General features: G+C 56.3%; 25 protein-coding genes, 4 tRNA genes, 1 other RNA gene and 1 pseudogene. 14 read left to right on the forward strand and 17 right to left on the reverse strand.

Annotated features, from left to right (window positions below; genetic code table 11):
• The first annotated feature begins 228 nt into the window (after nt 1-228).
• The 5 genes from ACMGGQ_RS14735 (at nt 229) to ACMGGQ_RS14755 (ending at nt 761) form a co-directional block, all read left to right on the forward strand.
• Nucleotides 229-304: transfer RNA gene (locus ACMGGQ_RS14735), tRNA-Val, on the forward strand.
• Nucleotides 305-345: 41 nt separating this feature from the next.
• Nucleotides 346-421, forward strand: a tRNA-Val gene (locus ACMGGQ_RS14740).
• A 29-nt stretch (nt 422-450) separates the two neighbouring features.
• Nucleotides 451-526 (forward strand) — tRNA-Val (locus tag ACMGGQ_RS14745).
• Nucleotides 527-530: 4 nt separating this feature from the next.
• A tRNA-Lys gene (locus ACMGGQ_RS14750) sits at nt 531-606 on the forward strand.
• 26 nt (nt 607-632) lie between these two features.
• A non-coding RNA gene (locus ACMGGQ_RS14755) (RtT sRNA) lies at nt 633-761 on the forward strand.
• A gap of 99 nt (nt 762-860) precedes the next feature.
• Here the strand turns inward: ACMGGQ_RS14755 and ACMGGQ_RS14760 are convergent.
• The 3 genes from ACMGGQ_RS14760 to xapA form a co-directional block, all read right to left on the reverse strand.
• Nucleotides 861-1748 (reverse strand): LysR family transcriptional regulator, encoded by an 888-nt coding sequence (locus tag ACMGGQ_RS14760; RefSeq protein ID WP_048029629.1) that lies wholly within the window; start codon nt 1746-1748, stop codon nt 861-863.
• Between the two features lie 67 nt (nt 1749-1815).
• Complete coding sequence (locus ACMGGQ_RS14765; protein ID WP_420290215.1) at nt 1816-3072, reverse strand: nucleoside permease; 1257 nt, start codon at nt 3070-3072, stop codon at nt 1816-1818.
• Between the two features lie 51 nt (nt 3073-3123).
• Complete coding sequence (gene xapA, locus ACMGGQ_RS14770; protein WP_252073008.1) at nt 3124-3948, reverse strand: xanthosine phosphorylase; 825 nt, start codon at nt 3946-3948, stop codon at nt 3124-3126.
• A gap of 206 nt (nt 3949-4154) precedes the next feature.
• Between xapA and ACMGGQ_RS14775 the strand changes: the two genes are divergently transcribed.
• Nucleotides 4155-4493, forward strand: a complete 339-nt coding sequence (locus ACMGGQ_RS14775) for a FlxA-like family protein (RefSeq protein ID WP_045909442.1) — start codon at nt 4155-4157, stop codon at nt 4491-4493.
• On the opposite strand, the gene ACMGGQ_RS14780 is transcribed toward ACMGGQ_RS14775, so the two are convergent.
• Nucleotides 4490-5425 (reverse strand): LysR family transcriptional regulator, encoded by a 936-nt coding sequence (locus tag ACMGGQ_RS14780; RefSeq protein WP_048029626.1) that lies wholly within the window; start codon nt 5423-5425, stop codon nt 4490-4492. The genes ACMGGQ_RS14775 and ACMGGQ_RS14780 overlap by 4 nt on opposite strands.
• Before the next feature lie 89 nt (nt 5426-5514).
• Between ACMGGQ_RS14780 and ACMGGQ_RS14785 the strand changes: the two genes are divergently transcribed.
• Nucleotides 5515-6510, forward strand: coding sequence for a bile acid:sodium symporter family protein (locus tag ACMGGQ_RS14785; protein WP_045909444.1), 996 nt, complete (start codon nt 5515-5517; stop codon nt 6508-6510).
• Here the strand turns inward: ACMGGQ_RS14785 and ACMGGQ_RS14790 are convergent.
• The 3 genes from ACMGGQ_RS14790 to zipA form a co-directional block, all read right to left on the reverse strand.
• Complete coding sequence (locus ACMGGQ_RS14790; RefSeq protein ID WP_045286555.1) at nt 6507-6722, reverse strand: DUF3820 family protein; 216 nt, start codon at nt 6720-6722, stop codon at nt 6507-6509. The two genes, ACMGGQ_RS14785 and ACMGGQ_RS14790, sit on opposite strands and share 4 nt — an antisense overlap.
• Complete coding sequence (ligA, locus tag ACMGGQ_RS14795) at nt 6700-8739, reverse strand: NAD-dependent DNA ligase LigA (protein ID WP_420290216.1); 2040 nt, start codon at nt 8737-8739, stop codon at nt 6700-6702. Before ligA ends, ACMGGQ_RS14790 begins: the two co-directional genes overlap by 23 nt.
• A gap of 69 nt (nt 8740-8808) precedes the next feature.
• A complete protein-coding gene (zipA, locus tag ACMGGQ_RS14800; protein WP_048226152.1) occupies nt 8809-9792 on the reverse strand; it encodes a cell division protein ZipA in 984 nt (327 codons plus the stop codon).
• A gap of 230 nt (nt 9793-10022) precedes the next feature.
• Here zipA and cysZ point away from each other — a divergent pair.
• The 5 genes and pseudogenes from cysZ (at nt 10023) to crr (ending at nt 14815) form a co-directional block, all read left to right on the forward strand.
• A pseudogene (gene cysZ, locus ACMGGQ_RS14805) lies at nt 10023-10783 on the forward strand (sulfate transporter CysZ).
• Between the two features lie 163 nt (nt 10784-10946).
• Nucleotides 10947-11918 (forward strand): cysteine synthase A, encoded by a 972-nt coding sequence (gene cysK, locus ACMGGQ_RS14810; RefSeq protein ID WP_045909448.1) that lies wholly within the window; start codon nt 10947-10949, stop codon nt 11916-11918.
• Between the two features lie 317 nt (nt 11919-12235).
• Complete coding sequence (gene ptsH / locus ACMGGQ_RS14815) at nt 12236-12493, forward strand: phosphocarrier protein Hpr (RefSeq protein ID WP_045909449.1); 258 nt, start codon at nt 12236-12238, stop codon at nt 12491-12493.
• A 44-nt stretch (nt 12494-12537) separates the two neighbouring features.
• Complete coding sequence (ptsI, locus tag ACMGGQ_RS14820) at nt 12538-14265, forward strand: phosphoenolpyruvate-protein phosphotransferase PtsI (protein WP_023332954.1); 1728 nt, start codon at nt 12538-12540, stop codon at nt 14263-14265.
• A 40-nt stretch (nt 14266-14305) separates the two neighbouring features.
• On the forward strand, nt 14306-14815 hold the full coding sequence (crr, locus tag ACMGGQ_RS14825; RefSeq protein ID WP_003861316.1) for a PTS glucose transporter subunit IIA: 510 nt from the start codon (nt 14306-14308) through the stop codon (nt 14813-14815).
• Between the two features lie 44 nt (nt 14816-14859).
• On the opposite strand, the gene pdxK is transcribed toward crr, so the two are convergent.
• The 10 genes from pdxK to ACMGGQ_RS14875 all read right to left on the reverse strand — a co-directional run bounded on the left by pdxK (nt 14860) and on the right by ACMGGQ_RS14875 (nt 23205).
• Nucleotides 14860-15696, reverse strand: coding sequence for a pyridoxine/pyridoxal/pyridoxamine kinase (pdxK, locus tag ACMGGQ_RS14830; protein ID WP_420290217.1), 837 nt, complete (start codon nt 15694-15696; stop codon nt 14860-14862).
• Between the two features lie 5 nt (nt 15697-15701).
• Nucleotides 15702-16613 (reverse strand): cysteine synthase CysM, encoded by a 912-nt coding sequence (gene cysM, locus ACMGGQ_RS14835; RefSeq protein WP_044597836.1) that lies wholly within the window; start codon nt 16611-16613, stop codon nt 15702-15704.
• Between the two features lie 118 nt (nt 16614-16731).
• A complete protein-coding gene (cysA, locus tag ACMGGQ_RS14840) occupies nt 16732-17826 on the reverse strand; it encodes a sulfate/thiosulfate ABC transporter ATP-binding protein CysA (RefSeq protein WP_008501607.1) in 1095 nt (364 codons plus the stop codon).
• On the reverse strand, nt 17816-18691 hold the full coding sequence (gene cysW / locus ACMGGQ_RS14845) for a sulfate/thiosulfate ABC transporter permease CysW (RefSeq protein WP_420290218.1): 876 nt from the start codon (nt 18689-18691) through the stop codon (nt 17816-17818). The genes cysA and cysW overlap by 11 nt, the downstream gene beginning before the upstream one ends.
• Complete coding sequence (cysT, locus tag ACMGGQ_RS14850; RefSeq protein WP_004123378.1) at nt 18691-19524, reverse strand: sulfate/thiosulfate ABC transporter permease CysT; 834 nt, start codon at nt 19522-19524, stop codon at nt 18691-18693. Before cysT ends, cysW begins: the two co-directional genes overlap by 1 nt.
• On the reverse strand, nt 19524-20537 hold the full coding sequence (locus ACMGGQ_RS14855; RefSeq protein ID WP_196351969.1) for a sulfate ABC transporter substrate-binding protein: 1014 nt from the start codon (nt 20535-20537) through the stop codon (nt 19524-19526). Before ACMGGQ_RS14855 ends, cysT begins: the two co-directional genes overlap by 1 nt.
• Nucleotides 20538-20712: 175 nt before the next feature.
• Nucleotides 20713-21612 carry a Dyp-type peroxidase gene (locus ACMGGQ_RS14860; RefSeq protein ID WP_048226164.1) on the reverse strand — a complete coding sequence of 300 codons (900 nt, stop codon included), beginning with the start codon at nt 21610-21612 and terminating at the stop codon, nt 20713-20715.
• 92 nt (nt 21613-21704) lie between these two features.
• Nucleotides 21705-22280, reverse strand: a complete 576-nt coding sequence (locus tag ACMGGQ_RS14865) for an RpoE-regulated lipoprotein (protein ID WP_045909453.1) — start codon at nt 22278-22280, stop codon at nt 21705-21707.
• Nucleotides 22281-22343: 63 nt separating this feature from the next.
• The gene (locus ACMGGQ_RS14870) at nt 22344-22793 is read right to left on the reverse strand and encodes a DUF2919 domain-containing protein (RefSeq protein WP_420290219.1); all 450 of its coding nucleotides are present in this window, start codon (nt 22791-22793) and stop codon (nt 22344-22346) included.
• Entirely contained in the window at nt 22780-23205 is a 426-nt protein-coding gene (locus ACMGGQ_RS14875; protein WP_008501614.1) for a GNAT family acetyltransferase, read from the reverse strand. The genes ACMGGQ_RS14870 and ACMGGQ_RS14875 overlap by 14 nt, the downstream gene beginning before the upstream one ends.
• 212 nt (nt 23206-23417) lie before the next feature.
• Between ACMGGQ_RS14875 and amiA the strand changes: the two genes are divergently transcribed.
• Both amiA and hemF read left to right on the forward strand, forming a co-directional pair.
• Entirely contained in the window at nt 23418-24293 is an 876-nt protein-coding gene (gene amiA, locus ACMGGQ_RS14880) for an N-acetylmuramoyl-L-alanine amidase AmiA (protein WP_045325904.1), read from the forward strand.
• On the forward strand, nt 24293-25192 hold the full coding sequence (gene hemF, locus ACMGGQ_RS14885) for an oxygen-dependent coproporphyrinogen oxidase (protein ID WP_420290220.1): 900 nt from the start codon (nt 24293-24295) through the stop codon (nt 25190-25192). Before amiA ends, hemF begins: the two co-directional genes overlap by 1 nt.
• The last annotated feature ends 52 nt before the right edge of the window (nt 25193-25244 follow it).

Consider the following 25244-nt stretch of genomic DNA (forward strand, 5'->3'; position numbering starts at 1 on the left):
AATCGGCAAATCCTGGGGAAAAAACGATGGGCAATATTCTATCACTGTGCGGCGATTCCTCAATGTTGTTCCCTGAATCGGGCCCGAGTTTGCGATTTTTGTTTAGAAATCATGCGCCACTGCCCGTTTCGCGATCGTTTTGCTTAATTTTACGACGAACGAATAAAAACTTTAGAAAATGCGTTGACTCATTTTCAACTCTCCCTATAATGCGACTCCACACAGCGGGGGTGATTAGCTCAGTTGGTAGAGCATCTCCTTTACACGGAGGGGGTCGGCGGTTCGAGCCCGTCATCACCCACCATCTACTTCGGTAGGCTCGCAGTGTAGATAAGAATTGAGATTGGGCGATTAGCTCAGTTGGTAGAGCATCTCCTTTACACGGAGGGGGTCGGCGGTTCGAGCCCGTCATCGCCCACCATTCTCACCTTATCGCAGCAGTTCCGAAATGGGCGATTAGCTCAGTTGGTAGAGCATCTCCTTTACACGGAGGGGGTCGGCGGTTCGAGCCCGTCATCGCCCACCATTTCGGGTCGTTAGCTCAGTTGGTAGAGCAGTTGACTTTTAATCAATTGGTCGCAGGTTCGAATCCTGCACGACCCACCAATGTAAAAAAGCGCCCTAAAGGCGCTTTTTTGCTATCTGCGATCTGGATGATTCGAACCTGCAGCAGGTTCGAGCCGAACGCAGTGAGGCACCGGAGCCGTTTACGGCGACGGCCCGAAGGGCGAGCGAAGCGAGTCATCCTGCACGACCCACCAATGTAAAAAAGCGCCCTAAAGGCGCTTTTTTGCTATCTGCGGTACTGAGCGTAAAAAACATAGCCTGATGGCGCTACGCTTATCAGGCCTACGAAACCATCACACTACTGTTAACGTTTCAATTAGCGTCTTCACCGCGGGCGTCGCCTGCTTCTCGTCATACACCACATACAAATCTGCCGGTATACGCTCTTTCAGCGGGCGGAATACCACGCCCGGCCACTGCATTTGCGCGTAACTGTCTGCGGCAAGCGTAATCCCCATGCCCATGCTGATCATCGCCAGTACCGTTTGCGGCTCAACGGCTTCACGCACGATCATCGGCGAAAACCCGGCCTGCTGGCAGACGCGATGTAAAAATGCCCAGTCAGAATGCGCTGAAGGCATCGTGACAAAATACTCGTCCTGCAACTCTGCGAGCGCAATCGATGATTCGCTCACCAGCCGATGATCCTCCGGCATCGCCACCAGAAAAGCAGCCTCACGTAACCGTACGCTGGTAAACCCAGCGGTGGGCTCGGTTGCCATTCGCCAGATGCCCACATCCAGCTCCCGGCGCTCAAGCAGCGCCATCTGCATGACCGGGGATTTCTCGCGGAATACGACATCGACATTCGGGTGCGATTTCAAAAAAGCGCGCATCACCGTGCGCACCTCACTCCACATGGCGGTACCGACAATACCCAGCTCAATGCGCCCTGCCTCCCCCCGGCCAATCTGCTCAACGCGAGCCAGCGCCTGGTTTGCACCAGCAAGCAAACGACGGGACTCTTCCATCAGCACCTTACCGGCATGCGTCAACGCGACGCTTCGCGAGTGGCGAATAAACAGTAACGTCCCCAGCTGGCTTTCCAGCTCTTTAATATGCAGGCTCAACGGCGGCTGAGACATATTGAGACGGGCCGCAGCCCGTCCAAAATGCAGCTCCTCCGCCACGGCCAGAAAATAGCGCAGCAGTTTGAGATCGGTCCGATAGGCGCGTTCCATCAAAACATATCCTGGCGATAACACTTATGTGCCTACCTTAAAGCCTTTCATCGTGCAGAGGGGAAATTTAGTGCGCAACTGTGCGCATCTCGCTGTTTTTACAGGTATGGCGATAGTTAAAGCTGAAATAAAAAACCACCGCGAGCGCCAGGGCATAGGCCGCGAATACCAGCCAGATCGTCTGCCAGTCCTTCACTCCGTCCACCGAGAAATAATCGACGGCCATACCGCTCAATACCGATCCGAACCAGGCCCCGATACCGTTAACGGTTGTCATAAACAGCCCCTGTGCGCTGGCGCGGATATCGGCGCTCACCTCCTGTTCGACAAACACCGAGCCGGAAATATTGAAAAAGTCGAACGCGCAGCCGTAGACAATCATTGAGAGCATGAGCAGCACAAAGCCTGTTGCAGACGGATCGCCAAAGGCAAACAGCCCAAACCGCAGCATCCAGGCCACCATGCTCATCAGCATGACCGTTTTAATACCAAAGCGTCCAAGGAAGTACGGAATGGTCAGAATGAAGAACACTTCAGAGATTTGCGAAACGGACAGCAGGATGGACGGATATTTAACCATAAAGCTATCGGCATACGCCGGATTACGCGCAAAATCATGCAGGAAGGGGCTGCCAAACGTGTTAGTTATCTGCAGCACGGCCCCCAGCAGCATCGCGAATAAAAAGAACACCGCCATGCGGGGCTGTTTAAACAGGACAAACGCATTGAGGCCCAGCTTGCTGGCCAGCGACGGAGACGTTTTTGTTTTCGCCACCGGAATGGCTGGCAATGTCAGAGAATAGAGCGCCAGCAGCACGGACGCGGCAGCCGCCATATAGAGCTGCAGGTTGCTCAACTCGGCCCCCATCAGGCTTATGGTCCACATCGCGGCAATAAAGCCCACGGTGCCATACACCCGCACTCGCGGAAAATGGCCCACCGTATCCAGCCCTGCCTGTTCAAGACAGGAGTAAGAAATCGTATTCGACAGCGCAATCGTGGGCATAAAGGCCATCGCATTCACCAGCATGACCCAGAACATCAGGCCCGGCTCATTGACCTGTGCGGCATAGCAGAGCGCGACGGCGCAAACGAGGTGACAAATCACGTAGGCGCGGTCTGCTCGCAGCCATTTGTCGGCAATAATTCCCACCAGCGAGGGCATAACAATCGCGGCAAGTCCTTTGGAGCTGTACACCATGCCCACGTCGGAGCCGGTAAAATGTAGGGTGTTAATCATGTAAGCGCCGAGGGTAACCAACCAGCTCCCCCAGATAAAATATTGCATAAAGGACATCATCTTTAAGCGAGTCGTGATGCTCATAACCCATTCCTTATAGCAGTGTGGCCCTCACGGGCCACTTTATTGTTTTACTCAGGCAATATGGCGAAGAAAACCGCAGATAAGATTGATAAAGTTCTGGCGGGAAAGCTCAGCGGCAGCGAGGGTTTGTTCATGCGAGAGTTTGATATCGCCCAGCCCTTCCGCGAGATTGGTAATCGCAGAAACGGCCACGACCTTCAGGCCGCAGTGACGCGCGGAAATCACTTCCGGCACTACGGACATGCCCACCACATCGCCGCCGATAATTTGCATCATGCGGATCTCGGCCGCCGTCTCGAAGTTCGGACCGGGATAAGAAACAAACACCCCTTCATGGAGCGGGAAGCCGGCTTTCGTCGCCACGGTTTGCAGAATGGCGCGGTAATCCGCGTCGTAAGCATTGGCCAGCGAGAAGAAACGCTCGCCAAAGCGCTCATCGTTCAGCCCTACCATCGGCGTGCCCGGCATGGTGTTAATATGGTCGCTCAGAGCAACCAGACTGCCTGGCTGAACGTCCGGGCGTAACGAGCCCGCCGCATTGGTGCTAAACAGCAGTTCGCATCCCAGCTGCTTAAAGGTACGGATCGCATCGGTCATGATGGCCATCCCTCGCCCCTCATAGAAATGGCCGCGCCCCTTCATGCAGGCAACCGGCACCCCGGCAAGATGCCCGAGCACCAGCTCCCCGGCATGGCCATGCACGGTGCTCACCGGGAAGCCAGGCAGCGTTTCGTAGCTCAGAGAAACGGCGTCATCAATCTGGTCGGCAAGGGCGCCCAGGCCAGAGCCGAGAATAAATGCCACGCGAGGCGTGAAGTTCGGCTTAGCGGCGCGAATGATGTCGGCGCAGTACCACGGATTATTCGAGAGGGTCATAGAGGCTCCTTAAGGATGAAGATCGCGATGCGGGGATCGCATGACTTACGTCTTATATCCGCAGCCTGCCGGTGACCTCCAATACACTTTCACCGCACCATCAATACTGATTGTGTATCGATGCAACTCCCTGCCAGATATGGCAGTTTTGCTCAAGCTAATCCCGCCGGTGCCGATACCTCTGTTTTATAACGCGAGGAAAAAGTATGACGACCATTCAGGCTTCAACCCAACAGATACAAACCAGCGGCGCGAGTGGCACTTCGAGCAGTAACGATATCTCTGCGCAAATCACCCGCATTCTCGACAAGATCAAAAAGCTGACCCAGCAGTTAAAAGAGCTGTCGAACAGCCCCATCAGCACCGATGAGAAGAAAAAACAGCAGGAACTGATTCAGACCCAGATCAAAGTGCTGCAGGCGCAGCTCGCCGCGTTGCAGCGCCAGCAGGCCGAAGAGGCCCAGAAGAAGCAGGAACAAAAACTGGGCAAAGTGGAAGGCGTGAATAGCCCGTCAGACACTAATCAGATTGATATCTACATTTAATCTTCTGATGCGTTAAACAGTGGATCGCGTATGCGGGCCTCGGTTAATCGCTGTGCCTGGATACGCACCACTTCCCAGATAGCCTGCGCCGCCCCCGAGAGTGAACGATTTTTTCGCCGCACCAGCATTAGCTTTCGCTCGACAACGGGCGTCAACCGCTTCACGGCCAGTCGACTTCCCTGCGGCAGGGGAAGCGCCAGGGCGGGCAATACGCTGATGCCAATGCCGGCTTCCACCATGGGAAACAGCGTTGCCGGGTGACCAATCTCCTGCACGATTGCTGCCTTGACCCCCTGATCCACCAGCGCGGAATCAATCAGCGGACGGCTGCCCGAGGCATAATCCTGTAAAACCAGGTTCGCGCCCTGCAGTGACTGCCACCTGACCTCCGGTAACGCGGCCAGCGGATCGTCGTCACGGCAGAGCAGCAAAAAGGGCTCTGAAAGTACGCTTTCGCACTCCAGATCGCTCACCTGGCCGGGATCGATAACAATACCAAAATCGACATCTCCCTGGCGGATGCTCTCCAGCACCCACTGTTGCGGTCTGTCATGCAGCACAAAATCAATGTCCGGGTAGCGATGGCTTCCCTCGGCAATACACTGCGGGATAAGGTGCGCAGAGATCGTCTGGCTGGCTGCAACCCGCACGGTACCTGAAAGCTGCTGGCCCAGCCTTCCTACGTCTCTGAGCGTGCTGTTAAGCTCATCCAGCAGCCGTTCAAGGCGCAGAGCCAGCTGCTGCCCGGCTTCGGTCAACACCACTTCGCGCGTGGTACGATCGAGTAATCTTACCCCCGTCTGATTCTCCAGCTCTTTCACGCTGTGGCTGACCGCCGACTGGCTCAGGCCAATCATCTCCCCTGCCCGGCTAAAGCTGCGGGCATGGGCGACGGTGACGAAAATACGAAGCTGGCGTAAGGAATAATTCATCTGTTTAATTCATGAATGGATGCAATAAATCAATTTTATTTCTCAAATGGAAAAAAGCACAATAGCGACATCTGTTTTCAGGAGTCATTATGAAACTATTTCGTATTGTTGATCCGTTTACGCTCACCCTGGTGGTTACCGTTTTACTGGCCTCGTTCTTTCCCGCTCGCGGCGGGTTCGTCCCGTTCTTTGAAGGGCTGACGACGGCCGCCATCGCGCTGCTGTTCTTTATGCACGGCGCAAAACTCTCCCGTGAAGCCATTATCGCGGGCGGTAGCCACTGGCGACTGCACCTCTGGGTGATGTGCAGCACGTTTATTCTGTTCCCGATCCTCGGGGTGCTGTTTGCCTGGTGGGCGCCGGTTAACGTCGACCCGGCGCTCTACACCGGCTTCCTGTATCTCTGTATTCTTCCGGCCACGGTGCAGTCCGCCATTGCCTTTACCTCTCTCGCGGGAGGGAACGTGGCGGCCGCGGTCTGCTCGGCATCAGCCTCCAGCCTGCTGGGGATTTTCGTCTCGCCGCTGCTGGTGGGCCTGCTGATGAACATGCACGGTGCGGAAGGTAACCTTGAGCAGGTGGGCAAAATCTGTCTGCAGCTGCTGCTGCCGTTTGTCCTGGGTCATCTCTCCCGTCCGTGGACCGGCGCATTTGTGGCGAAGCATAAAAAATGGATCTCAAAAACCGACCAGACCTCGATTCTGCTGGTGGTTTACTCCGCCTTCAGCGAAGCGGTCGTGAACGGGATCTGGCACAAGGTGGGGGCAGGCTCGCTGCTGTTTATCGTGGTGGTCAGCATTGTCCTGCTGGCGATTGTAATAGCGGTAAACGTCTTTGTGGCACGTAAGTGCGGCTTCAACAAAGCGGATGAAATTACGATTGTGTTCTGCGGTTCGAAGAAGAGCCTGGCGAACGGCATCCCGATGGCCAACATTCTGTTCCCGACCTCGGTGATTGGGATGATGGTGCTGCCGCTGATGATTTTCCATCAGATCCAGTTGATGGTCTGCGCGGTGCTGGCGCGTCGCTACAAGCGCCAGACCGAAAAACTGGCGCAGGAAGCGACCCGCGCCGCGAAGGCTTAAGGACGTTTCAGGGGCTGCACCAGTTGGGTCAGCCCCTCGGTTTTGATCAGTAACGTTATCGCCATCAGCTCGCCCAGTCGCCCTGCCGGAAATTCATCCTTACGGGCAAACCACAGCAGATACTCCTCCGGCAAATCAATCAGCCTGCGGCCCCTGTATTTACCGAACGGCATCTCGGTATTGGCGATCTCAACGAGCTGCTCTTTCTCCACGTGACTCTCCTAACAGACGCATCATTTCCGCTTCGTCGATAACCTCAATGCCGAGCTCCTGGGCTTTCGCCAGCTTCGAACCTGCCGCTTCTCCGGCAATCACCAGGTCGGTTTTCTTCGACACGCTGCCCGCCACTTTTGCCCCCAGCGCCACCAGACGGGCTTTGGCGTCGTCGCGTGAAAGCTGGCTCAGGCTGCCGGTCAGCACCACCGTTTTACCGGCGAACGGGCTGTCGATCTCTTCTGCGTTGACCACCACCGGCGCGGGCCATTTAATCCCCTCTTCCAGCAGTTCGCCGATGACGTTACGGTTGCTCTCTTCGGCAAAGAAGTTAAAGACGTGCGTGGCGACGACGATGCCGACATCCGGGACTTTCTGCAGCTCCTCGATGCTCGCCTTTTCCAGCGCCTCCAGCGTACCAAAGTATGCTGCCAGACCCGCGGCCGTGGCTTCACCCACTTCACGAATGCCCAGCGCGTACAGGAAGCGGGCGAAGGTGGTCTCTTTGGCGGCTTCCAGCGCGTTAACCACGTTCTGGGCTGACTTTGGCCCCATGCGGTCCAGACCGGTCAGTTTACCTGCGGTCAGCCTGAAGAGGTCCGCTGGCGTGTGGACATACTCTTTCTCAACCAGCTGATCGATAATCTTGTCGCCCATGCCGTCCACGTCCATTGCGCGACGGGAAACGAAGTGCTTCAGTGACTCTTTACGCTGTGCGCCACAGATTAAGCCCCCCGTACAGCGCGCCACGGCTTCACCTTCCACACGCTCAACGTCCGAGCCACACACCGGGCAATGGGTTGGGAAGACAACCTCGCGCGTATCGTCAGGACGTTCTGACTCCACAACGTTAACCACCTGCGGGATCACGTCCCCCGCGCGGCGAATTACCACTTTGTCACCAATACGCAGGCCCAGGCGGTCGATTTCATCGGCGTTATGCAGCGTGGCGTTACTCACCAGCACGCCCGCCACCTGCACCGGCTCCAGACGGGCGACCGGGGTAATGGCCCCCGTACGTCCCACCTGGAACTCCACGTCGCGGACGAAGGTCATCTGCTCCTGAGCCGGGAACTTAAACGCCACCGCCCAGCGCGGCGCGCGCGCCACGAAGCCCAACTGCTCCTGCAGCGCCAGTGAATTCACCTTGATGACCACGCCATCAATATCAAAGCCGAGTGTCGGACGATCCTCTTCCACCTTGTGGTAGAACGCCAGTACCCCTTCCGGCGAGTCGCAGAGCTGAACGCGGTTGCTCACCGGCAGTCCCCACGCCTTAAACTGCAGCAGACGTCCGAGATGGGTATCCGGCAGCTCGCCGCCCTCCAGAATACCGACACCGTAGCAGAAGAAAGTAAGCGGTCGCTTCGCAGTGATGCGCGGGTCAAGCTGACGCAGCGAGCCCGCCGCCGCGTTACGCGGGTTAGCAAACACTTTCCCGCCGGTGCGACGCGCCTCTTCGTTAATTTTCTCGAAGCCCGCCTGCGGCAGGAACACCTCGCCGCGCACTTCCAGACGCGCAGGAATGTTGTCACCCTGAAGCTTCAGCGGGATCGCGCGGATGGTACGCACGTTAGTGGTGATGTCTTCACCCGTCGTGCCGTCGCCACGCGTCGCGGCACGCACCAGCACGCCGTTTTCATAGAGAAGGCTGACCGCCAGGCCATCCAGCTTCAGCTCGCAGCACCAGGTGAGCGCGTCGCTGCTTTTCAGGCGATCCTGCACGCGCTTGTTAAACGCGAGGAAGCTCTCTTCATCGAAGACGTTATCCAGCGACAGCATTGGCACTTCATGCCGCACCTGGCTGAAGGCCCCCAGCGGCTCTGCGCCAACGCGCTGGGTGGGGGAATCCGGCGTGATGAGTTCTGGATGCTGCGCCTCTAATTCCCGCAGCTCGCGCATCAGGCGGTCATACTCCGCATCCGGGACTTCCGGTGCGTCCATAACATGATAGAGATATTCATGATGGCGAAGCGTGGTTCGCAGTTCAGTGAGTTGTTGTTCGATTGAGTCCATATCACACCATCAATGAGAAAAAACCCCCGACATGCGGGGGTTGAGGAGGAGTTGAAGTCAACGCGGCGATTACGCGTTAGCTTCCTTAACTTCGCGGATGCGGTCCTGATACTCGCGCAGTTTCTGCGGGGTCATCATTCGACGCTGATCGTCGAGCACCACACCACCGACTTCGTCAGCGATATGCTGAGCGGACTGCAGCATCAGCTTAAAGTTTTGCAGTTCGTCGCCATAAGACGGCACCTGCATGAAGATAGTGACACCCGGCGTCACGAAATCACCGGTCATGTCCGGATCAAAGGTACCTGGGTTAACCATGTTGGCCAGGCTGAACAGCGCCGGGCCGCTACCGTCAGGACTCAGGTGGCGATGGAAAATGTTCATATCGCCAAACTTGAAGCCTGCCTGTTGAATACTGTTAAGCAGAACGTCACCGTTGAGATGGCTACCGTGATGCGCGGCCACGTTCATGATGATCACCGCTTCTTTACGCTGCGGTTTTTCAACAACCGGTTCTGGCTCTGCAACGGGCTCAGGCTCAACGTGCGGGGCTGGCGCGGGCTGCGGCGCAGGTTGAACATGAACAGGCTGCTGCGGTTGTGGTACCGGCTGTGCAGGCTGCTGTTGCACGGGCTGCTGCACCGGTTGCTGTTGAACCGGCTGTGGCGCAGCAGGCTGCTGATAGACAGGCTGTTGCGGCGGCTGGCGCACCGGTTCTTCCACAGGCTGCGGCGCTGGCTGGCGCGGCTGTGCAGAAGCATACGGCGGTTGATACTGGTGCTGCGAAGGACGAGGCGCTTCATGCTCCCCATGGCCTACGCCGGGCGCAGTATTGACCCGATGAACACGAACTTCACCCACGCCGTCGTCGTCGCTTCCATCGATGTCATCTTCACTGTCATCGTCGTCACGACTGGACTTCATGCGCTTCAGTGGGCGATCGCGAAACATCGAGGAACGCTCTTTACGGCTGGTCCAGAAACCATGTACCAGTAAAGCGATTATGGCGATCGCGCCAACAATGATTAATATCAGACGCAAATCCTGCATCATTATATTCTCTGTTGTTCTAACACCTTGCCACCACGGCAAACATTTACTCACTAAGAGTATTTGCCGTTTACGTCAAGTGCAAGTGTGTGCAGAGCATTCACAGCATAAAGATGAAGGAAATCGTGCTTTTTGCTGGTTTTTCGAACATTTCCGAACTGGTCATTGGTCCGTAAGTGGATAATATAGGCGGGCAATTCCACTGGTTGTGTAAAAAGGAGTACAGCCTGGCTATGGTTTCAACATCTTCTTCCCCCCGCGCAGCGGCGTCTGGTATTTTTCTCAGGGCTGGAAACTGGTCTCCCTGCCGGGTATTCGACGCTTCGTCATCCTGCCGCTGTTGATCAACATTATTCTGATGGGCGGCGCGTTCTGGTGGCTGTTCACAAAGCTGGAAAGCTGGATCCCGTCGCTGATGAGCCATGTGCCAAACTGGCTGCAGTGGCTTAACTACCTGCTCTGGCCGGTGGCGGTGATCTCCGTGCTGCTGGTGTTTGGCTACTTCTTCTCGACGATTGCAAACTGGATAGCCGCACCGTTTAACGGTTTGCTGGCGGAACAGCTGGAAGCGCGCCTTACCGGCGCAACACCGCCGGACACGGGCATATGGGGGATCATGAAAGACCTCCCTCGCATTATGAAGCGTGAATGGCAGAAGTTTGCCTGGTACCTGCCCCGCGCGATTGTGCTGCTTATCCTCTATTTTGTGCCCGGCATTGGCCAGACGGTGGCACCGGTGCTGTGGTTCCTGTTCAGCGCCTGGATGCTGGCCATCCAGTACTGCGACTATCCGTTCGATAACCACAAGGTGCCGTTTAAAGAGATGCGCACCGCCCTGCGCAGCCAGAAGGTTGCCAATATGCAGTTTGGTGCGCTGACCAGCCTGTTTACCATGATCCCCTTCCTGAATCTGTTCATCATGCCGGTTGCCGTCTGCGGCGCGACGGCAATGTGGGTGGACTGCTACCGTGCTAAGCACGCGTTATGGAAATAATGCAAAAATGTGTAAAGCAGGGGTGGCTTATGCCGCCCCTTATTCCATACTGATCCCCATTATTTCCTTGCAGTATATAGATATGCGAATTCCTTACTTCCCCCTACCTGCTTAGCAGGTATGCTGGGTCGGTATCCCAATTTCATACAGTTAAGGACAGGCCATGAGTAAGATTTATGAAGACAACTCGCTGACTATCGGTCATACGCCCCTGGTTCGACTGAACCGTATCGGTAATGGACGCATCCTGGCGAAGGTCGAATCACGTAACCCGAGCTTCAGCGTAAAATGCCGCATCGGTGCAAACATGATTTGGGATGCTGAAAAACGTGGCGTACTGAAGCCTGGCGTTGAGCTGGTGGAACCGACCAGCGGCAATACCGGGATCGCTCTGGCCTATGTTGCTGCCGCGCGCGGCTACAAGCTGACGCTGACCATGCCTGAAACCATGAGCATCGAGCGTCGTAAGCTGCTGAAAGCGCTGGGCGCGAACCTGGTGCTGACCGAAGGCGCGAAGGGCATGAAAGGTGCCATTCAGAAAGCCGAAGAGATTGTGGCCAGCGATCCGGCGAAATACCTGCTGCTGCAGCAGTTCAGCAACCCGGCAAACCCGGAAATTCACGAGAAGACCACCGGCCCGGAAATCTGGGAAGATACTGACGGCCAGGTTGACGTCTTTATCTCCGGCGTGGGTACCGGCGGTACGCTGACCGGCGTGTCACGCTATATTAAAGGCACGAAGGGTAAAAAAGATCTGATTACCGTTGCCGTTGAGCCGACTGACTCACCGGTTATCACCCAGGCGCTGGCGGGGGAAGAACTCAAACCTGGCCCGCACAAAATTCAGGGTATTGGCGCAGGCTTCATTCCGGGCAACCTGGATTTGAAGCTGATCGATAAAGTGATCACCATTACGAACGAAGAAGCCATTTCTACCGCGCGTCGCCTGATGGATGAAGAAGGTATTCTGGCGGGTATCTCTTCCGGTGCGGCCGTTGCGGCAGCGCTCAAGCTTCAGGAAGATGAAGCCTTTACCAATAAGAATATTGTGGTTATCCTTCCTTCCTCGGGTGAGCGTTACTTGAGCACCGCGCTGTTTGCCGATCTCTTCACTGAAAAAGAGCTGCAACAGTAGTGCCAGCATGTTAATAACGCGTAAAAAAGCACCTTTTCAGGTGCTTTTTTGTGGCCTGCTTCAAACTTTTACCCCTCCTGGCATTGCTTCACCCCGAAGGGTCTGGTATTTAAACCAGCAATTATTTTGATGCGTGAAATTAATCAGCGAACGAAATAGCCTTGCTGAATCGATTTTATGATTTGGTTCAAGTCTTGCTTTCGCTGCATAATGTTTAATGACGATCGAAACGTCAGCGCTAACAATACAGGCTAAAGTTCAGTCGCCAGGCTAGACTTTAGTTCCACAACACTAAACCTATAAGTTGGGGAAATACAATGTTCCAGCAAGAAGTTACCATTACCGCTCCGAACGGTCTGCACACCCGCCCTGCTGCTCAGTTTGTTAAAGAAGCAAAAGGCTTTTCTTCTGAAATCACTGTGACTTCCAACGGCAAAAGCGCGAGCGCAAAAAGCCTGTTCAAACTGCAGACTCTGGGCCTGACTCAGGGCACCGTTGTCACCATCTCTGCGGAAGGTGAAGACGAGCAGAAAGCAGTTGAGCATCTGGTAAAACTGATGGCTGAGCTCGAGTAAGTTTCCGGGTTCTTTTAAATATCAGTCACAAGTAAGGTAGGGTTATGATTTCAGGCATTTTAGCATCCCCGGGTATCGCTTTCGGCAAAGCACTGCTGCTGAAAGAAGACGAGATCGTCATCGACCGGAAAAAAATTTCTGCCGACAAGGTTGATCAGGAAGTTGAACGTTTTCTGAGCGGTCGTGCCAAGGCATCTGCGCAACTGGAAGCAATCAAAACTAAAGCTGGCGAAACTTTCGGTGAAGAAAAAGAAGCCATCTTCGAAGGGCACATCATGCTGCTCGAAGATGAGGAGCTGGAGCAGGAAATCATAGCCCTGATTAAAGATAAAGGCATGACGGCCGACGCGGCTGCGCATGAAGTTATCGAAGGTCAGGCAACTGCCCTGGAAGAACTGGATGATGAATACCTGAAAGAGCGTGCGGCTGACGTACGTGACATCGGTAAGCGCCTGCTGCGCAACATCCTGGGTCTGGCCATTATCGACCTGAGCGCAATTCAGGATGAAGTGATCCTGGTTGCTGCTGACCTCACCCCGTCTGAAACCGCACAGCTGAACCTGAAAAAGGTCCTCGGTTTCATCACCGACGCGGGTGGCCGTACCTCCCACACCTCTATCATGGCGCGTTCTCTGGAACTGCCTGCCATCGTGGGTACCGGTAGCGTCACCTCTCAGGTGAAAAACGGCGACTATCTGATTCTGGATGCCGTAAACAATCTGGTTTACGTCAACCCAACCAATGAAGAGATCGATAAACTGCGCGCGGTTCAGGAGCAGGTTGCGACTGAAAAAGCGGAACTCGCTAAGCTGAAAGACCTGCCAGCCATCACCCTGGACGGCCATCAGGTTGAAGTGTGCGCAAACATCGGTACCGTCCGCGACGTTGATGGCGCTGAGCGCAACGGTGCGGAAGGCGTCGGTCTCTATCGTACTGAATTCCTGTTCATGGACCGCGACGCGCTGCCTACAGAAGAAGAGCAGTTTGCTGCTTACAAAGCCGTGGCTGAAGCGTGTGGCTCTCAGGCGGTTATCGTCCGTACCATGGACATCGGTGGCGACAAAGAGCTGCCGTACATGAACTTCCCGAAAGAAGAGAACCCGTTCCTGGGCTGGCGTGCAATCCGTATCGCAATGGATCGTAAAGAGATCCTGCGTGACCAGGTTCGCGCGATCCTGCGTGCCTCTGCGTTCGGTAAGCTGCGCATCATGTTCCCAATGATCATCTCTGTTGAAGAAGTGCGTGCACTGAAGAAAGAGATCGAAATCTACAAACAGGAACTGCGCGACGAAGGTAAAGCGTTTGACGAGTCAATCGAGATCGGCGTGATGGTGGAAACACCAGCGGCGGCGACCATTGCGCGTCATTTAGCCAAAGAAGTTGATTTCTTTAGTATCGGTACCAATGATTTAACTCAGTACACCCTGGCAGTTGACCGTGGTAATGATATGATTTCACATCTCTACCAGCCAATGTCACCGTCCGTACTGAACTTGATCAAGCAAGTTATTGATGCTTCTCATGCAGAAGGTAAATGGACTGGCATGTGTGGTGAGCTTGCAGGCGACGAACGTGCTACACTTCTGTTGCTGGGTATGGGTCTGGACGAATTCTCTATGAGCGCCATTTCCATCCCGCGCATTAAGAAGATTATCCGTAACACGAACTTCGAAGATGCGAAGGTGTTAGCAGAGCAGGCTCTTGCTCAACCGACAACGGACGAGTTAATGACGCTGGTTAACAAGTTCATTGAAGAAAAAACAATCTGCTAATCCACGAGATGCGGCCCAAATTACTGCTTAGGAGAAGATCATGGGTTTGTTCGATAAACTGAAATCTCTGGTTTCTGATGATAAGAAAGACTCCGGAACTATTGAGATTGTTGCTCCGCTCTCCGGCGAGATCGTCAACATCGAAGACGTGCCGGATGTAGTGTTTGCTGAGAAAATCGTTGGTGATGGCATTGCTATCAAACCAACTGGCAACAAAATGGTTGCTCCAGTTGACGGCACCATCGGTAAAATTTTTGAAACCAACCATGCGTTCTCTATCGAATCTGATAGCGGTATCGAACTGTTCGTTCACTTCGGTATCGACACCGTTGAACTGAAAGGCGAAGGCTTCAAACGTATCGCGGAAGAAGGCCAGCGTGTTAAAGTTGGCGACCCGGTGATTGAATTCGATCTGCCACTGCTGGAAGAAAAAGCCAAGTCTACCCTGACTCCGGTTGTTATCTCCAACATGGACGAAATCAAAGAACTGATCAAACTGTCTGGCAGCGTCACCGTGGGTGAAACCCCGGTTATCCGCATCAAGAAGTAATTCTTGCCGCACAGTAAAATGGCGCCTTCGGGCGCCATTTTTGTTTATGCCGGCAGGATAAGCTCGTCGTAGCCTTTCGACTGGGTATAGAGCATCACGTCCGTCACCCGATCGCCAGCCATGCGAATGGCATCGGCAACGGTTTTCCCCTCAACAATGCCGCTCACCAGCTCTGAACAGAACAGATCGCCCGTCCCTTTCAGATCGGTTTCTACTCGCGGATGCGCGCTGACGGTGACGCCTTCATTCGTCACCAGCACCACGTGGATGTTTTGCGGGTCGTCAGCAACCGGCGCACTGGTGATCGCCACCCATTTCAGGCTGTCAGAGAGCAGTCCCTGTGCCGCCGCGATGGCGCTTTCCGGCGTGCGGCACGGTTTGCCGCTTAGCACTTCCAGCTCATAGACGTTTGGCGTGATCCCCTGCGCCAGCGGCAGCAGGTGCTCCCGATACGCCTCGGGGATCTCGGGCTTCACGTACATTCCGCTGTCGATATCGCCGATAACCGGGTCGACCAGCACCAGCAGGCCAGGATGCTGCGCTTTGACCGCCTTCAGCCACTGCGCCAGCAGGGCGATCTGGCTGGCATTTCCCATATATCCGGTAGTGACCGCCTTAAGCTCGCGCAGGATCTCGCGCTCTTCCAGCGCCTTCAGGTAGCCGCTGAACCACTCATCGGGGATCACGCCGCCGTAGAACGTGTCATAGTGTGGCGTGTTGCTGAACAGTACCGTTGGCACGGCGGTGACGTTCAGCCTGTGGGTTCGAATATTCGGCACCGCGATGCTGTTTCCCACGCTGCCATACACCACCTGCGACTGCACCGCGACAATATCGGTTTGCTGCGCCCGGGTATTATCCCGGAATAGAATCATCTCCATGACGCTTAAATCCCCGCCCCCTGCGAATAACTCTCTTCACCAAAGACGCCGGTAGACAGATAGCGATCGCCGCGATCGCAAATAATCGCCACCACCACCGCGCCCGGGTTTGCCTGCGCCACCCGAATCGCGCCCGCTACCGCGCCGCCCGAGCTGACGCCGCAGAAGATGCCTTCGCGCACGGCCAGCTCACGCATGGTATTTTCCGCCTCGCGCTGGTGAAGATCCAGCACCTGGTCGACAAGCTGCGCATTAAAGATGCCGGGCATATACTCCGCCGGCCAGCGGCGAATGCCCGGAATGCTGCTCCCCTCTTCCGGCTGCAGGCCGACAATGGTGACGGCTTTATCCTGCTCGCGCAGAAAACGCGATACCCCGGTAATGGTGCCGGTGGTACCCATGCTGGAGACAAAATGGGTGATTCGCCCGTCGGTTTGCTGCCAGATTTCCGGGCCGGTGGTGGTGTAGTGGGCGTAAGGGTTGTCCGGGTTATTAAACTGATCGAGCAGTTTACCTTCACCGCGCTCGGCCATTTCTAACGCCAGGTCGCGCGCGCCTTCCATCCCCTGCTCTTTGGTCACCAGAATCAGCTCGGCTCCGTAGGCACGCATCGCGGCGCGGCGCTCCTGGCTCATGTTATCCGGCATCAGCAGCTTCATGCGGTAGCCTTTCAGCGCCGCAATCATGGCCAGGGCGATACCGGTGTTGCCGCTGGTAGCTTCAATCAGCACGTCGCCCGGCTTGATTTCACCACGCTTTTCGGCCTGGACGATCATCGACAGCGCGGCACGGTCTTTCACCGACCCCGCCGGGTTATTACCTTCGAGTTTGACCCAGATTTCGCTGCCGTTGTCTGGCCCCATGCGCTGAAGCTTGACCAGAGGCGTGTTGCCGATGGTATGTTCGAGTGTATTCACGATTTTTACTCAATAAAAAAGCCGGGTTGCGCGCAGCGATCCCGGCCTACAAGACACAGTTTTAGCTGTATGCCCGGTCAGCGCAGCGCCACCGGGCGATAAACATCCTAATAACCTATCAGGCTGACTCCGCCAGAGCAATATCCTCGCGCGTCTCGATGCGTTCCTTGCCGTGATAAATACGGGCATGCTGCAGCCCAACAAACAGGCGTTCTCCCCGATGCGGCGGGACGTCGTCGCGCATGACCACCGTCAGCGGCTCGGTATACCAGCCCAGCGGCTGTACCACCAGTTGGGTATAGTGCCCTTTAGGGCTCGCTTCCAGCACCTGCACCGGCAGCGGTGAATCCAGGCTGGTTCGACGGCTCACATCCACTTCCCACGGACGCAGGAACAGATCGACCGGTCCCTGGTGGGCGGAGGTATAGCCCAGCGGCCAGCGGTGCGCGCCCACGTGGAACTGTCCGCCGCGAATGGTGCCCTGCAGACGGTTCACCTCGCCCATAAACTCCAGCACGAAGCGGGTCGCCGGTTCACGCCAGAGCTGTTCCGGCTCGTCAACCTGCTCAATGTTGCCCTGACTCATGACCACCACGCGATCCGCGACTTCCATCGCCTCTTCCTGGTCGTGGGTCACAAAGACGCTGGTGAATTTCAGCTCTTCATGGAGCTGACGCAGCCAGCGGCGCAGTTCTTTACGCACCTGTGCATCCAGCGCGCCAAAGGGTTCATCCAGCAGCAGAATTTGCGGCTCAACGGCCAGCGCGCGCGCCAGCGCCACGCGCTGTTTCTGCCCGCCGGACAGCTGGGCCGGGAAACGGTCCGCCAGGTGAGCCAGCTGCACCATCTCCAGCAGTTTGGTCACTTTCGCCTTAATGGTTGCCGCATCCGGGCGCTCGCGACGCGGCAGCACGGTGAGGCCAAACGCAATGTTGTCAAACACGGTCATGTGGCGGAACAGCGCGTAGTGCTGGAACACAAAGCCCACTTTACGATCGCGGGCGTGCAGGCGGCTCACGTCGGTACCGTGGAAGCGGATGTGCCCGCTGGTCTGATGCTCAAGCCCGGCGATAATACGCAGCAGTGTGGTTTTGCCGGAGCCAGACGGTCCCAGCAGCGCCACCATTTGTCCGGAAGGGATATCCAGCGAGATATCATTCAGCACCTGGGTGCGACCAAAAGACTTCTTAATATTGGCAATCTCAATGCTCATGATTTCCCTCCTGATGCAGACGTTTTTCCTGATTTTCTAAACGCCACTGCACCACACTCTTCAAAAACAGGGTCAAAATGGCCATCAGCGTCAGCAACGCTGCGGCAGTAAACGCGCCGATGGTGTTGTAGTCCTGCTGCAGCAGTTCAATCTGCAGCGGCAGCGACAGGGTTTCACCGCGAATGGTTCCGGAAACAACGGAAACAGCACCGAACTCGCCAATCGCGCGGGCGTTGGTCAGTACCACGCCGTAAAGCAGCGCCCAGCGAATGTTCGGCAGCGTCACGCGGCGGAACATTTGCCAGCCTGAAGCCCCCAGCAGCACCGCCGCTTCGTCTTCGTTGCTCCCCTGGCTTAACATCACCGGCACCAGCTCACGCACCACGAACGGACAGGTCACGAAGATGGTAACCAGCACCATGCCTGGCCAGGCGAACATGATCTGCAGGTTATGCGCATCCAGCCAGCCGCCCAGCGGGCCGTTGGAGCCGTAGAAGAGCAGGTACACCAGGCCCGCCACCACCGGCGACACGGCAAACGGAATATCCAACAGGGTCAGCAGCAGCTGACGTCCCGGGAAGTTAAAGCGCGTCACCAGCCACGCCAGCAGGGTACCGAACACCAGGTTCACCGGAACGGTAATCAGGGCAATCAGCACGGTCAGCCAAATGGCGTGCAGCATATCCGGGTTCGCCAGGTTTTCCAGCGCGGGCATCAGGCCCTTGCTGAACGCCTGAACGAAGATATAAATCGTCGGCACGACGAGAATGAGGGCGGACACCAGCACGCCCGCCCCAATCAGAAACCATTTACCCCAGTTGATGCGGGGCGCATCGTATCGCTTCAATTGCGTAACTTCCGCCATCAGTGACCTACCACACGTCGACCAAAGCGACTTTGCAGAGTGTTAATCGAGTACAGCAGCAGCAGCGAGGCCGCGAGGATTACTGAAGCAATCGCGCTCGCCGCCGGATAATCAAACTCCTGCAGGCGAATGAAAATCATCAGCGAGGTCACTTCCGTTTTCCAGGCGATGTTCCCGGCGATAAAAATCACCGCGCCGAACTCGCCAAGGCTGCGGGTAAACGACAGCGCGACGCCCGCCATCAGCGCCGGAGACAACTCCGGCAGCACCACCTTGCGGAAGCTCTGCCAGCGCGTGGCGCCCAGCGTTTCCGCCGCTTCTTCGTATTCCGGACCTAACTCTTCCAGCACCGGCTGCACGGTACGCACCACAAACGGGATGCTGGTAAAGGCCATCGCCACCGCGATACCGAGCCAGGTATAGGTCACCTTGATGTCAAATTTCGCCAGCCACTCGCCGTACAGCCCGTTCACGGAGAAAAGCGAGGCGAGGGTTAAGCCGGCGACCGCCGTCGGCAGCGCAAACGGCAGATCCATCAGGGCGTCAAGCAGCGTGCGGCCCGGGAAGCGATAGCGGGTTAAAATCCATGCCATCAGCAGGCCGAACACGCCGTTAAAAATGGAGGCGACAAACGCCGACAGCAGCGTCACCTTATAGGCCGCCACCACCTGCGGGTTAGTGACCACGTCCCAGTACTGCGCCCAGCTCATCTGCGCAAGCTGCATCACCAGGGCGCTGAGCGGCAACAGCAGGATCAGGCAAACGAACAGCAGGCTGGTCCCGAGGCTTAAGGTAAAGCCCGGCAGCACGCGTTTAGTCGATACTGCAAACATTACTTATGCCCCGCCGCCAGCAGTTTGTCTAACTCACCGCCGCTGGCAAAATGCGTTTTCATCACGTCTGGCCAGGAGCCAAAATGATCTTCCACGCGGAACAGCGCGGTCTGCGGGAATTTATCTTTCAGCTTGTTCATCACGTCCGGGTTGTTCACGCGGTAGTAGTAATCGGTAATGATGGTCTGCGCCTGAGGGCTGTACAGGTAGTTGAGATAGGCTTTTGCCGCTTTCTCGGTGCCGTTTGCCTGCACGTTTTTATCCACCCATGCGACCGGGAATTCGGCCAGAATGTTGGTTTTCGGGATAACCACCTCAAAGCCCTGCGCTTCATACTGTTTGCGGATGTTGTTCACTTCCGACTCGAAGCTGATCAGCACATCGCCCAGACCGCGCTCTGCGAAAGTCGTGGTCGCCCCGCGGCCGCCGGTATCAAACACTTCGACGTTTTTCAGGAACTGGGTCATGAACTGCTCGGTTTTGGATTTATCGTTACCGTCAGCCTTGTCCGCCGCGCCCCACGCAGCTAAATAGGTGTAACGCGCGTTACCGGAGGTTTTTGGGTTCGGGAAAATCAGTTTCACGTCGGAACGCACCAGGTCGCTCCAGTCGTGGATATTCTTCGGATTGCCCTTGCGCACCAGGAAACCCATGGTGGAGTAGAACGGCGAGCTGTTGTTCGGCAGACGGCTCTGCCAGTCCGCCGGGATGAGCTTGCCTTTGTCATGCAGGATCTGCACGTCAGTGACCTGGTTGTAGGTCACCACATCCGCTTTCAGCCCCTGGAGAATGGCCAGCGCCTGCTTGGACGAACCGGCGTGGGACTGCTTGATGGTCAGCTTATCGCCGTTATTGTCTTTCGCCCACTGCTGTTCGAACGGGGGGTTAAGGGCGGCAAACAGCTCGCGGGAGACGTCATACGAACTGTTCAACAGTTCAGTCGCCTGCGCCTGTGCCACCAGCAGTAAACCTGCCAGCGCCAGAGTTCCTTTTTTCAGTACAGTAACGGCCATTGCGCACCCTTATAAATGTGATGACTATCTTATAGTCATAATATTTATAACGGGGATGAAAGGAGTAACGGTTTTATATACCGTTTGGTGATTTAGAAGCAGAAAAGGGAATAAGGGGCAGGGAAAATTGCCGGGTGGCGCTAACGCTTACCCGGCCTACGTATGGAGAGCGGTTTTACAGCGCCAGCAGACGCTCAACGGACGGCGCGAAGTAGTAGCCGCCGGTCACCGGTTTGGTGAAGCGCAGCATGGCGTCGCGCTTGCCGTCGGTATCGCCGAACATGCTCAGCAGCTGCTGTTCAATATTATACAGGCGCGCGCAGTAGGCGCAGAAGTAAAGGCCGTGCGTGCCGCTTGCCGTGCCGTACGGCAGGCTCTGGCGGACAATCTTCAGTCCTTTACCGTCTTCCTTGAGGTCAACGCGGGTCAGGTGCGAGGTGACCGGACGGTCATCACCGTCGATCTCTTCGTTGGCCTCTTTCGTACGGCCAATCATCATCTCCTGGTCGTGCACGCTCATGCGGTTAAGCTGCTTGAGGTTATGCTCCCAGCGCTGCACGAACACGTAGCTGCCGCCCGCGTCCACGCCGTCTTTGATTACCGCGACTTCACGACGCGTCTCTTCCCCTGCCGGGTTTTCCGTTCCGTCGACGAAGCCGCTCAGATCGCGCTCTTCGACCCAACGGAAACCGTGAACCTCTTCCTGCACCTCAATGCTGTCGCCAAAGGCCGCCACCGCAGCCTGGGCAACGGAGAAGTTCACGTCGTGACGCAGAGAAAGAATGTGGATCAGCACGTCGTACTGGGTCGCCGGAGCCAAGCCTTTGCCGTAAGGGATGAAGTCTTTCAGCTCTTCCGCCCCTTCCCCGCCGCTCAGCTGACGCCAGACGTTATTGCCAAACGCAACGACGGCGCCGAGGTGGGCTTCCGGGAATTTGGCCTGGAAAGTCGCCAGTTTATCAATAAACGCTTTGCTGGCCGCACGCAGGGCATCCACGTCCCCTTTGACATTGGCTTCAATCCAAATCGCCGCGCGGCAATGTTCTGGCAAAATGCCACTCTGAACCTGAGACATCGCTCCTCCTGAAATAAAGATGCCACGTCAGCGTGGCATTGATGGCGGCTATTATACCCGGATTTCAGCGAGGCGGTTTGTTCAGACGCAAATTACTGCTTCCAGAGTATTTTGCTCACCTTCCAGCTCTTCAGCGTGTCGTCAGACGGCATCAACCCTTCCGGACCGCTCCAGGTGCCGGTAAAAACATAGCTGATGTGCTGGCTGCCTTCCGCCTTACACTCCACTGCAACCTTGTCGTCGGATGGCGCGCTGGAGCAGTTGCCAAAGGCCTGCTTATAAAGATCGCTAAACGGGGTCCCGACCTTCACGCCGCTGGCGGTCGGAATATCTTCGTCCATCACCGCGATCCGGTTTACCGTGCCTTTGTCACCGTTGATCACCAGTGCCAGCTTATCGCCCTTCAGCGCTTCGTAATAGCGAACTATATTGCCATTCTCTGTTTTCATGCCGCTGCGCAGGCGGTAATCGCTGCTGAGCGCATCCTGAATAGCATTCTGATCCAGCGCCGTCGCGGCGGTAATTTTCCCCACGCCCTGCTCGGTCACTTCCGTTGATGAGCCAAACCAGTTCCACGGATACGCGGCGGACCAGTTAATGGAGGAGAGCGTCGAACAGCCGGTCAATGCCAGCGGGAGAGCGCATAAGAGTAAACGCAGCGATTTCATTGAAACGTCCTTACGTGTTAAATCAACGCTTGTTGGAGTGCGACATCGGCAAAAAGTGCCGCATTAATCATCCTGCGGCGCAAAACAGGCGCGAAGGCGCGGGTTGGTCAGCAGCCACAGCAGCGCCACAATATCGGCAACCACCAGCGCAACGCCGATGCCCGTCAGCGGTTCACCGTACCACCAGAGTACCGGCTGCCAGAAGAGCAGCGCAATCTGGGCAAGGATCAGCAGCCCGCGAAGCGCGCGCCACAAACGCGGGATCGTATGCCGTCGGCCGCTGCATAAGAAAGCCACCACCGCCGGTACGCCCGGCATCAAGCCGAGCCAGAAGGCATCGTGATCGGGATAAAAGAGCGTCAGCAGCGTGTCGCCCTGCCCGCGCGACGCGGCGGCCATCACGAACAGCACCCAGGTCCGGGCCTGGAGCAGCAGAACGCACCAGAATAAAAAGGGCAGCCTGACGCGCCCCTGCGCGTCATAGTCTGCCGGATGGATCTCAGTACTCTTCATCTTCGATGAGACGCTTTCCTAAATTCAGCACGTCAGCGTGTACGTAGCCCAGGCGTTCATACATGCCCAGCACCACGTCGTTATCTTCCCGCACCATGATCTGGATTTTCGGACAACCGCGGGCGATCAGCTTCTTCTCGAGCCGGTTGAGCAGCGCATTGGCGATACCACGACCACGGTATTCCGGGTGCACGCCCAGATAATAGGCCGAGCCGCGATGGCCGTCGTAACCGCCCATGACCGTCCCCACGACCTCGCCATTGACTTCCGCGACCAGAAACAGACTGACGTCGTGATTCACCTTACGTTCGATATCCATTTCCGGATCGTTCCACGGACGCAGCAGATCGCAGCGCTCCCAAAGGGTGATCACCTCTTCGAAATCTTCCTGGCGAAAAACGCGTATCTCCATGGTATTAACCGCCTTTTCGGGTTTAAAAACAGTGATTATGGCGCGAACCACGCCTTTAGCCAATAACCGGGGAAAATCTCGCCAAAATTTGGCATAATGTCACTTTGTCACGTATTGAAATGAAAAGTAAAACAATTCTCACTATGGACTGTCGTAACGCTAAACGCGATACGATATAACACCAGGACCCCATTTTTTAGTATTCAGGCCGCATGAGCACATTCAAACCATTAAAAGCACTCACATCGCGTCGTCAGGTTCTCAAAGCGGGGCTGGCGGCCTTAACGTTGACGGGCATCGCAAAGCAGGCTCAGGCGAAAGACGAGAGCACGCTCAAAACCAGTAACGGACACAGCAAACCGAAAACGAAAAAGCCGGGCGCGAAGCGTCTGGTGATGCTCGACCCGGGCCACGGCGGTATTGATACCGGCGCCATCGGCAAAAACGGGTCGAAAGAAAAACACGTCGTGCTGGCGATTGCAAAAAATGTGCGGGCGATTTTACGCAGCAACGGCATTGACGCCCGCCTGACGCGCTCTGGCGATACCTTTATTCCGCTGTATGACCGCGTAGAGATCGCCCACCAGCACGGGGCGGATCTGTTTATGTCGATTCACGCCGACGGCTTTACCAACCCGTCTGCCGCCGGCGCCTCGGTGTTTGCGCTTTCCAACCGCGGCGCCAGTAGCGCCATGGCGAAATACCTCTCCGATCGCGAAAACCGGGCGGATGAAGTCGCCGGGAAGAAAGCCACGGACAAGGACCACCTGCTACAGCAGGTGCTGTTCGACCTCGTGCAGACGGATACGATCAAAAACAGCCTGACGCTCGGCTCGCATATTCTGAAAAAGATTAAGCCGGTGCATCGACTGCACAGTAAAGGCACCGAGCAGGCGGCGTTCGTGGTGCTGAAATCACCGTCCATCCCGTCCGTACTGGTGGAAACCTCGTTCATTACCAACCCGGAAGAGGAGCGACTCCTCGGCACCGCGGCGTTTCGTCAGAAGATTGCCAACGCCATCGCTTCCGGCATTATCAGTTACTTCAACTGGTTCGATAACCAAAAAGCGCACTCCAGGAAACGTTGATGAAACCCAATGCTCAACTGGTCAAAACGTTCCTGCTGCAGCTGCAGGATGAGATTTGCCAGAAACTGGCCGCCGCAGACGGCGGAGAATTTCAGGAAGATACCTGGCAGCGCGAGGCCGGTGGCGGCGGACGCAGCCGCGTGCTGCGTAACGGCGGCATCTTTGAACAGGCCGGGGTGAATTTTTCCCACGTTCATGGCGACGCCATGCCCGCGTCTGCGACTGCACATCGTCCTGAGCTTGCCGGCCGCAGCTTCGAAGCGATGGGCGTCTCGCTGGTGGTGCATCCGCACAACCCGTTTGTGCCGACCAGCCACGCCAACGTGCGCTTTTTCATTGCCGAAAAGCCGGGGGCCGATCCGGTCTGGTGGTTTGGCGGCGGTTTCGACATGACGCCCTACTACGGCTTCGAAGAGGATGCCGTGCACTGGCACACCACCGCGCGGGACCTTTGTCTGCCGTTTGGCGAAGACGTTTACCCGAAATATAAAAAGTGGTGCGACGACTACTTTTACCTGAAGCACCGCGACGAGCAGCGCGGCATCGGCGGGCTGTTCTTTGACGACCTCAACACGCCTGATTTTGATACCGCGTTCAGCTTTATGCGCGCGGTAGGTGAAGGCTATACCGACGCCTATCTGCCCATCGTCGAACGCCGTAAAAACACCGACTACGGCGTACGCGAGCGTGAGTTCCAGCTCTACCGCCGCGGGCGCTACGTGGAGTTCAACCTGGTATGGGATCGCGGGACGCTGTTCGGCCTGCAGACCGGCGGGCGCACGGAGTCGATTCTGATGTCGATGCCGCCGCTGGTGCGCTGGGAGTACTGCTACGAGCCAAAAGATGGCAGCCCGGAGGCTGCATTAAAAGAGTTTATTCAGGTGCGGGATTGGGTGTAACTCCCCTCACCCCGGCCCTCTCCCCATAGGGGAGAGGGTGAAAGACGGCTCG

The organism is Enterobacter sp. BNK-13, from assembly GCF_048685015.1.
Lineage (GTDB): Bacteria > Pseudomonadota > Gammaproteobacteria > Enterobacterales > Enterobacteriaceae > Enterobacter > Enterobacter quasiroggenkampii.

What these genes read in the sequence shown, in the direction of transcription:
- ACMGGQ_RS14785 (WP_045909444.1), top strand. Translation starts at nt 5,515, where the DNA reads ATGAAACTATTTCGTATTGTTGATCCGTTTACGCTCACCCTGGTGGTT.
- cysT (WP_004123378.1), bottom strand. Translation starts at nt 19,524, where the DNA reads ATGTTTGCAGTATCGACTAAACGCGTGCTGCCGGGCTTTACCTTAAGC.
- ACMGGQ_RS14765 (WP_420290215.1), bottom strand. Translation starts at nt 3,072, where the DNA reads ATGAGCATCACGACTCGCTTAAAGATGATGTCCTTTATGCAATATTTT.
- ptsH (WP_045909449.1), top strand. Translation starts at nt 12,236, where the DNA reads ATGTTCCAGCAAGAAGTTACCATTACCGCTCCGAACGGTCTGCACACC.
- cysA (WP_008501607.1), bottom strand. Translation starts at nt 17,826, where the DNA reads ATGAGCATTGAGATTGCCAATATTAAGAAGTCTTTTGGTCGCACCCAG.
- amiA (WP_045325904.1), top strand. Translation starts at nt 23,418, where the DNA reads ATGAGCACATTCAAACCATTAAAAGCACTCACATCGCGTCGTCAGGTT.
- pdxK (WP_420290217.1), bottom strand. Translation starts at nt 15,696, where the DNA reads ATGGAGATGATTCTATTCCGGGATAATACCCGGGCGCAGCAAACCGAT.
- cysW (WP_420290218.1), bottom strand. Translation starts at nt 18,691, where the DNA reads ATGGCGGAAGTTACGCAATTGAAGCGATACGATGCGCCCCGCATCAAC.
- crr (WP_003861316.1), top strand. Translation starts at nt 14,306, where the DNA reads ATGGGTTTGTTCGATAAACTGAAATCTCTGGTTTCTGATGATAAGAAA.
- xapA (WP_252073008.1), bottom strand. Translation starts at nt 3,948, where the DNA reads ATGACCCTCTCGAATAATCCGTGGTACTGCGCCGACATCATTCGCGCC.
- cysK (WP_045909448.1), top strand. Translation starts at nt 10,947, where the DNA reads ATGAGTAAGATTTATGAAGACAACTCGCTGACTATCGGTCATACGCCC.
- ligA (WP_420290216.1), bottom strand. Translation starts at nt 8,739, where the DNA reads ATGGACTCAATCGAACAACAACTCACTGAACTGCGAACCACGCTTCGC.
- ACMGGQ_RS14775 (WP_045909442.1), top strand. Translation starts at nt 4,155, where the DNA reads ATGACGACCATTCAGGCTTCAACCCAACAGATACAAACCAGCGGCGCG.
- ACMGGQ_RS14865 (WP_045909453.1), bottom strand. Translation starts at nt 22,280, where the DNA reads ATGAAATCGCTGCGTTTACTCTTATGCGCTCTCCCGCTGGCATTGACC.
- ACMGGQ_RS14870 (WP_420290219.1), bottom strand. Translation starts at nt 22,793, where the DNA reads ATGAAGAGTACTGAGATCCATCCGGCAGACTATGACGCGCAGGGGCGC.
- zipA (WP_048226152.1), bottom strand. Translation starts at nt 9,792, where the DNA reads ATGATGCAGGATTTGCGTCTGATATTAATCATTGTTGGCGCGATCGCC.
- ACMGGQ_RS14780 (WP_048029626.1), bottom strand. Translation starts at nt 5,425, where the DNA reads ATGAATTATTCCTTACGCCAGCTTCGTATTTTCGTCACCGTCGCCCAT.
- hemF (WP_420290220.1), top strand. Translation starts at nt 24,293, where the DNA reads ATGAAACCCAATGCTCAACTGGTCAAAACGTTCCTGCTGCAGCTGCAG.
- ACMGGQ_RS14760 (WP_048029629.1), bottom strand. Translation starts at nt 1,748, where the DNA reads ATGGAACGCGCCTATCGGACCGATCTCAAACTGCTGCGCTATTTTCTG.
- ACMGGQ_RS14875 (WP_008501614.1), bottom strand. Translation starts at nt 23,205, where the DNA reads ATGGAGATACGCGTTTTTCGCCAGGAAGATTTCGAAGAGGTGATCACC.
- ACMGGQ_RS14855 (WP_196351969.1), bottom strand. Translation starts at nt 20,537, where the DNA reads ATGGCCGTTACTGTACTGAAAAAAGGAACTCTGGCGCTGGCAGGTTTA.
- ACMGGQ_RS14860 (WP_048226164.1), bottom strand. Translation starts at nt 21,612, where the DNA reads ATGTCTCAGGTTCAGAGTGGCATTTTGCCAGAACATTGCCGCGCGGCG.
- ptsI (WP_023332954.1), top strand. Translation starts at nt 12,538, where the DNA reads ATGATTTCAGGCATTTTAGCATCCCCGGGTATCGCTTTCGGCAAAGCA.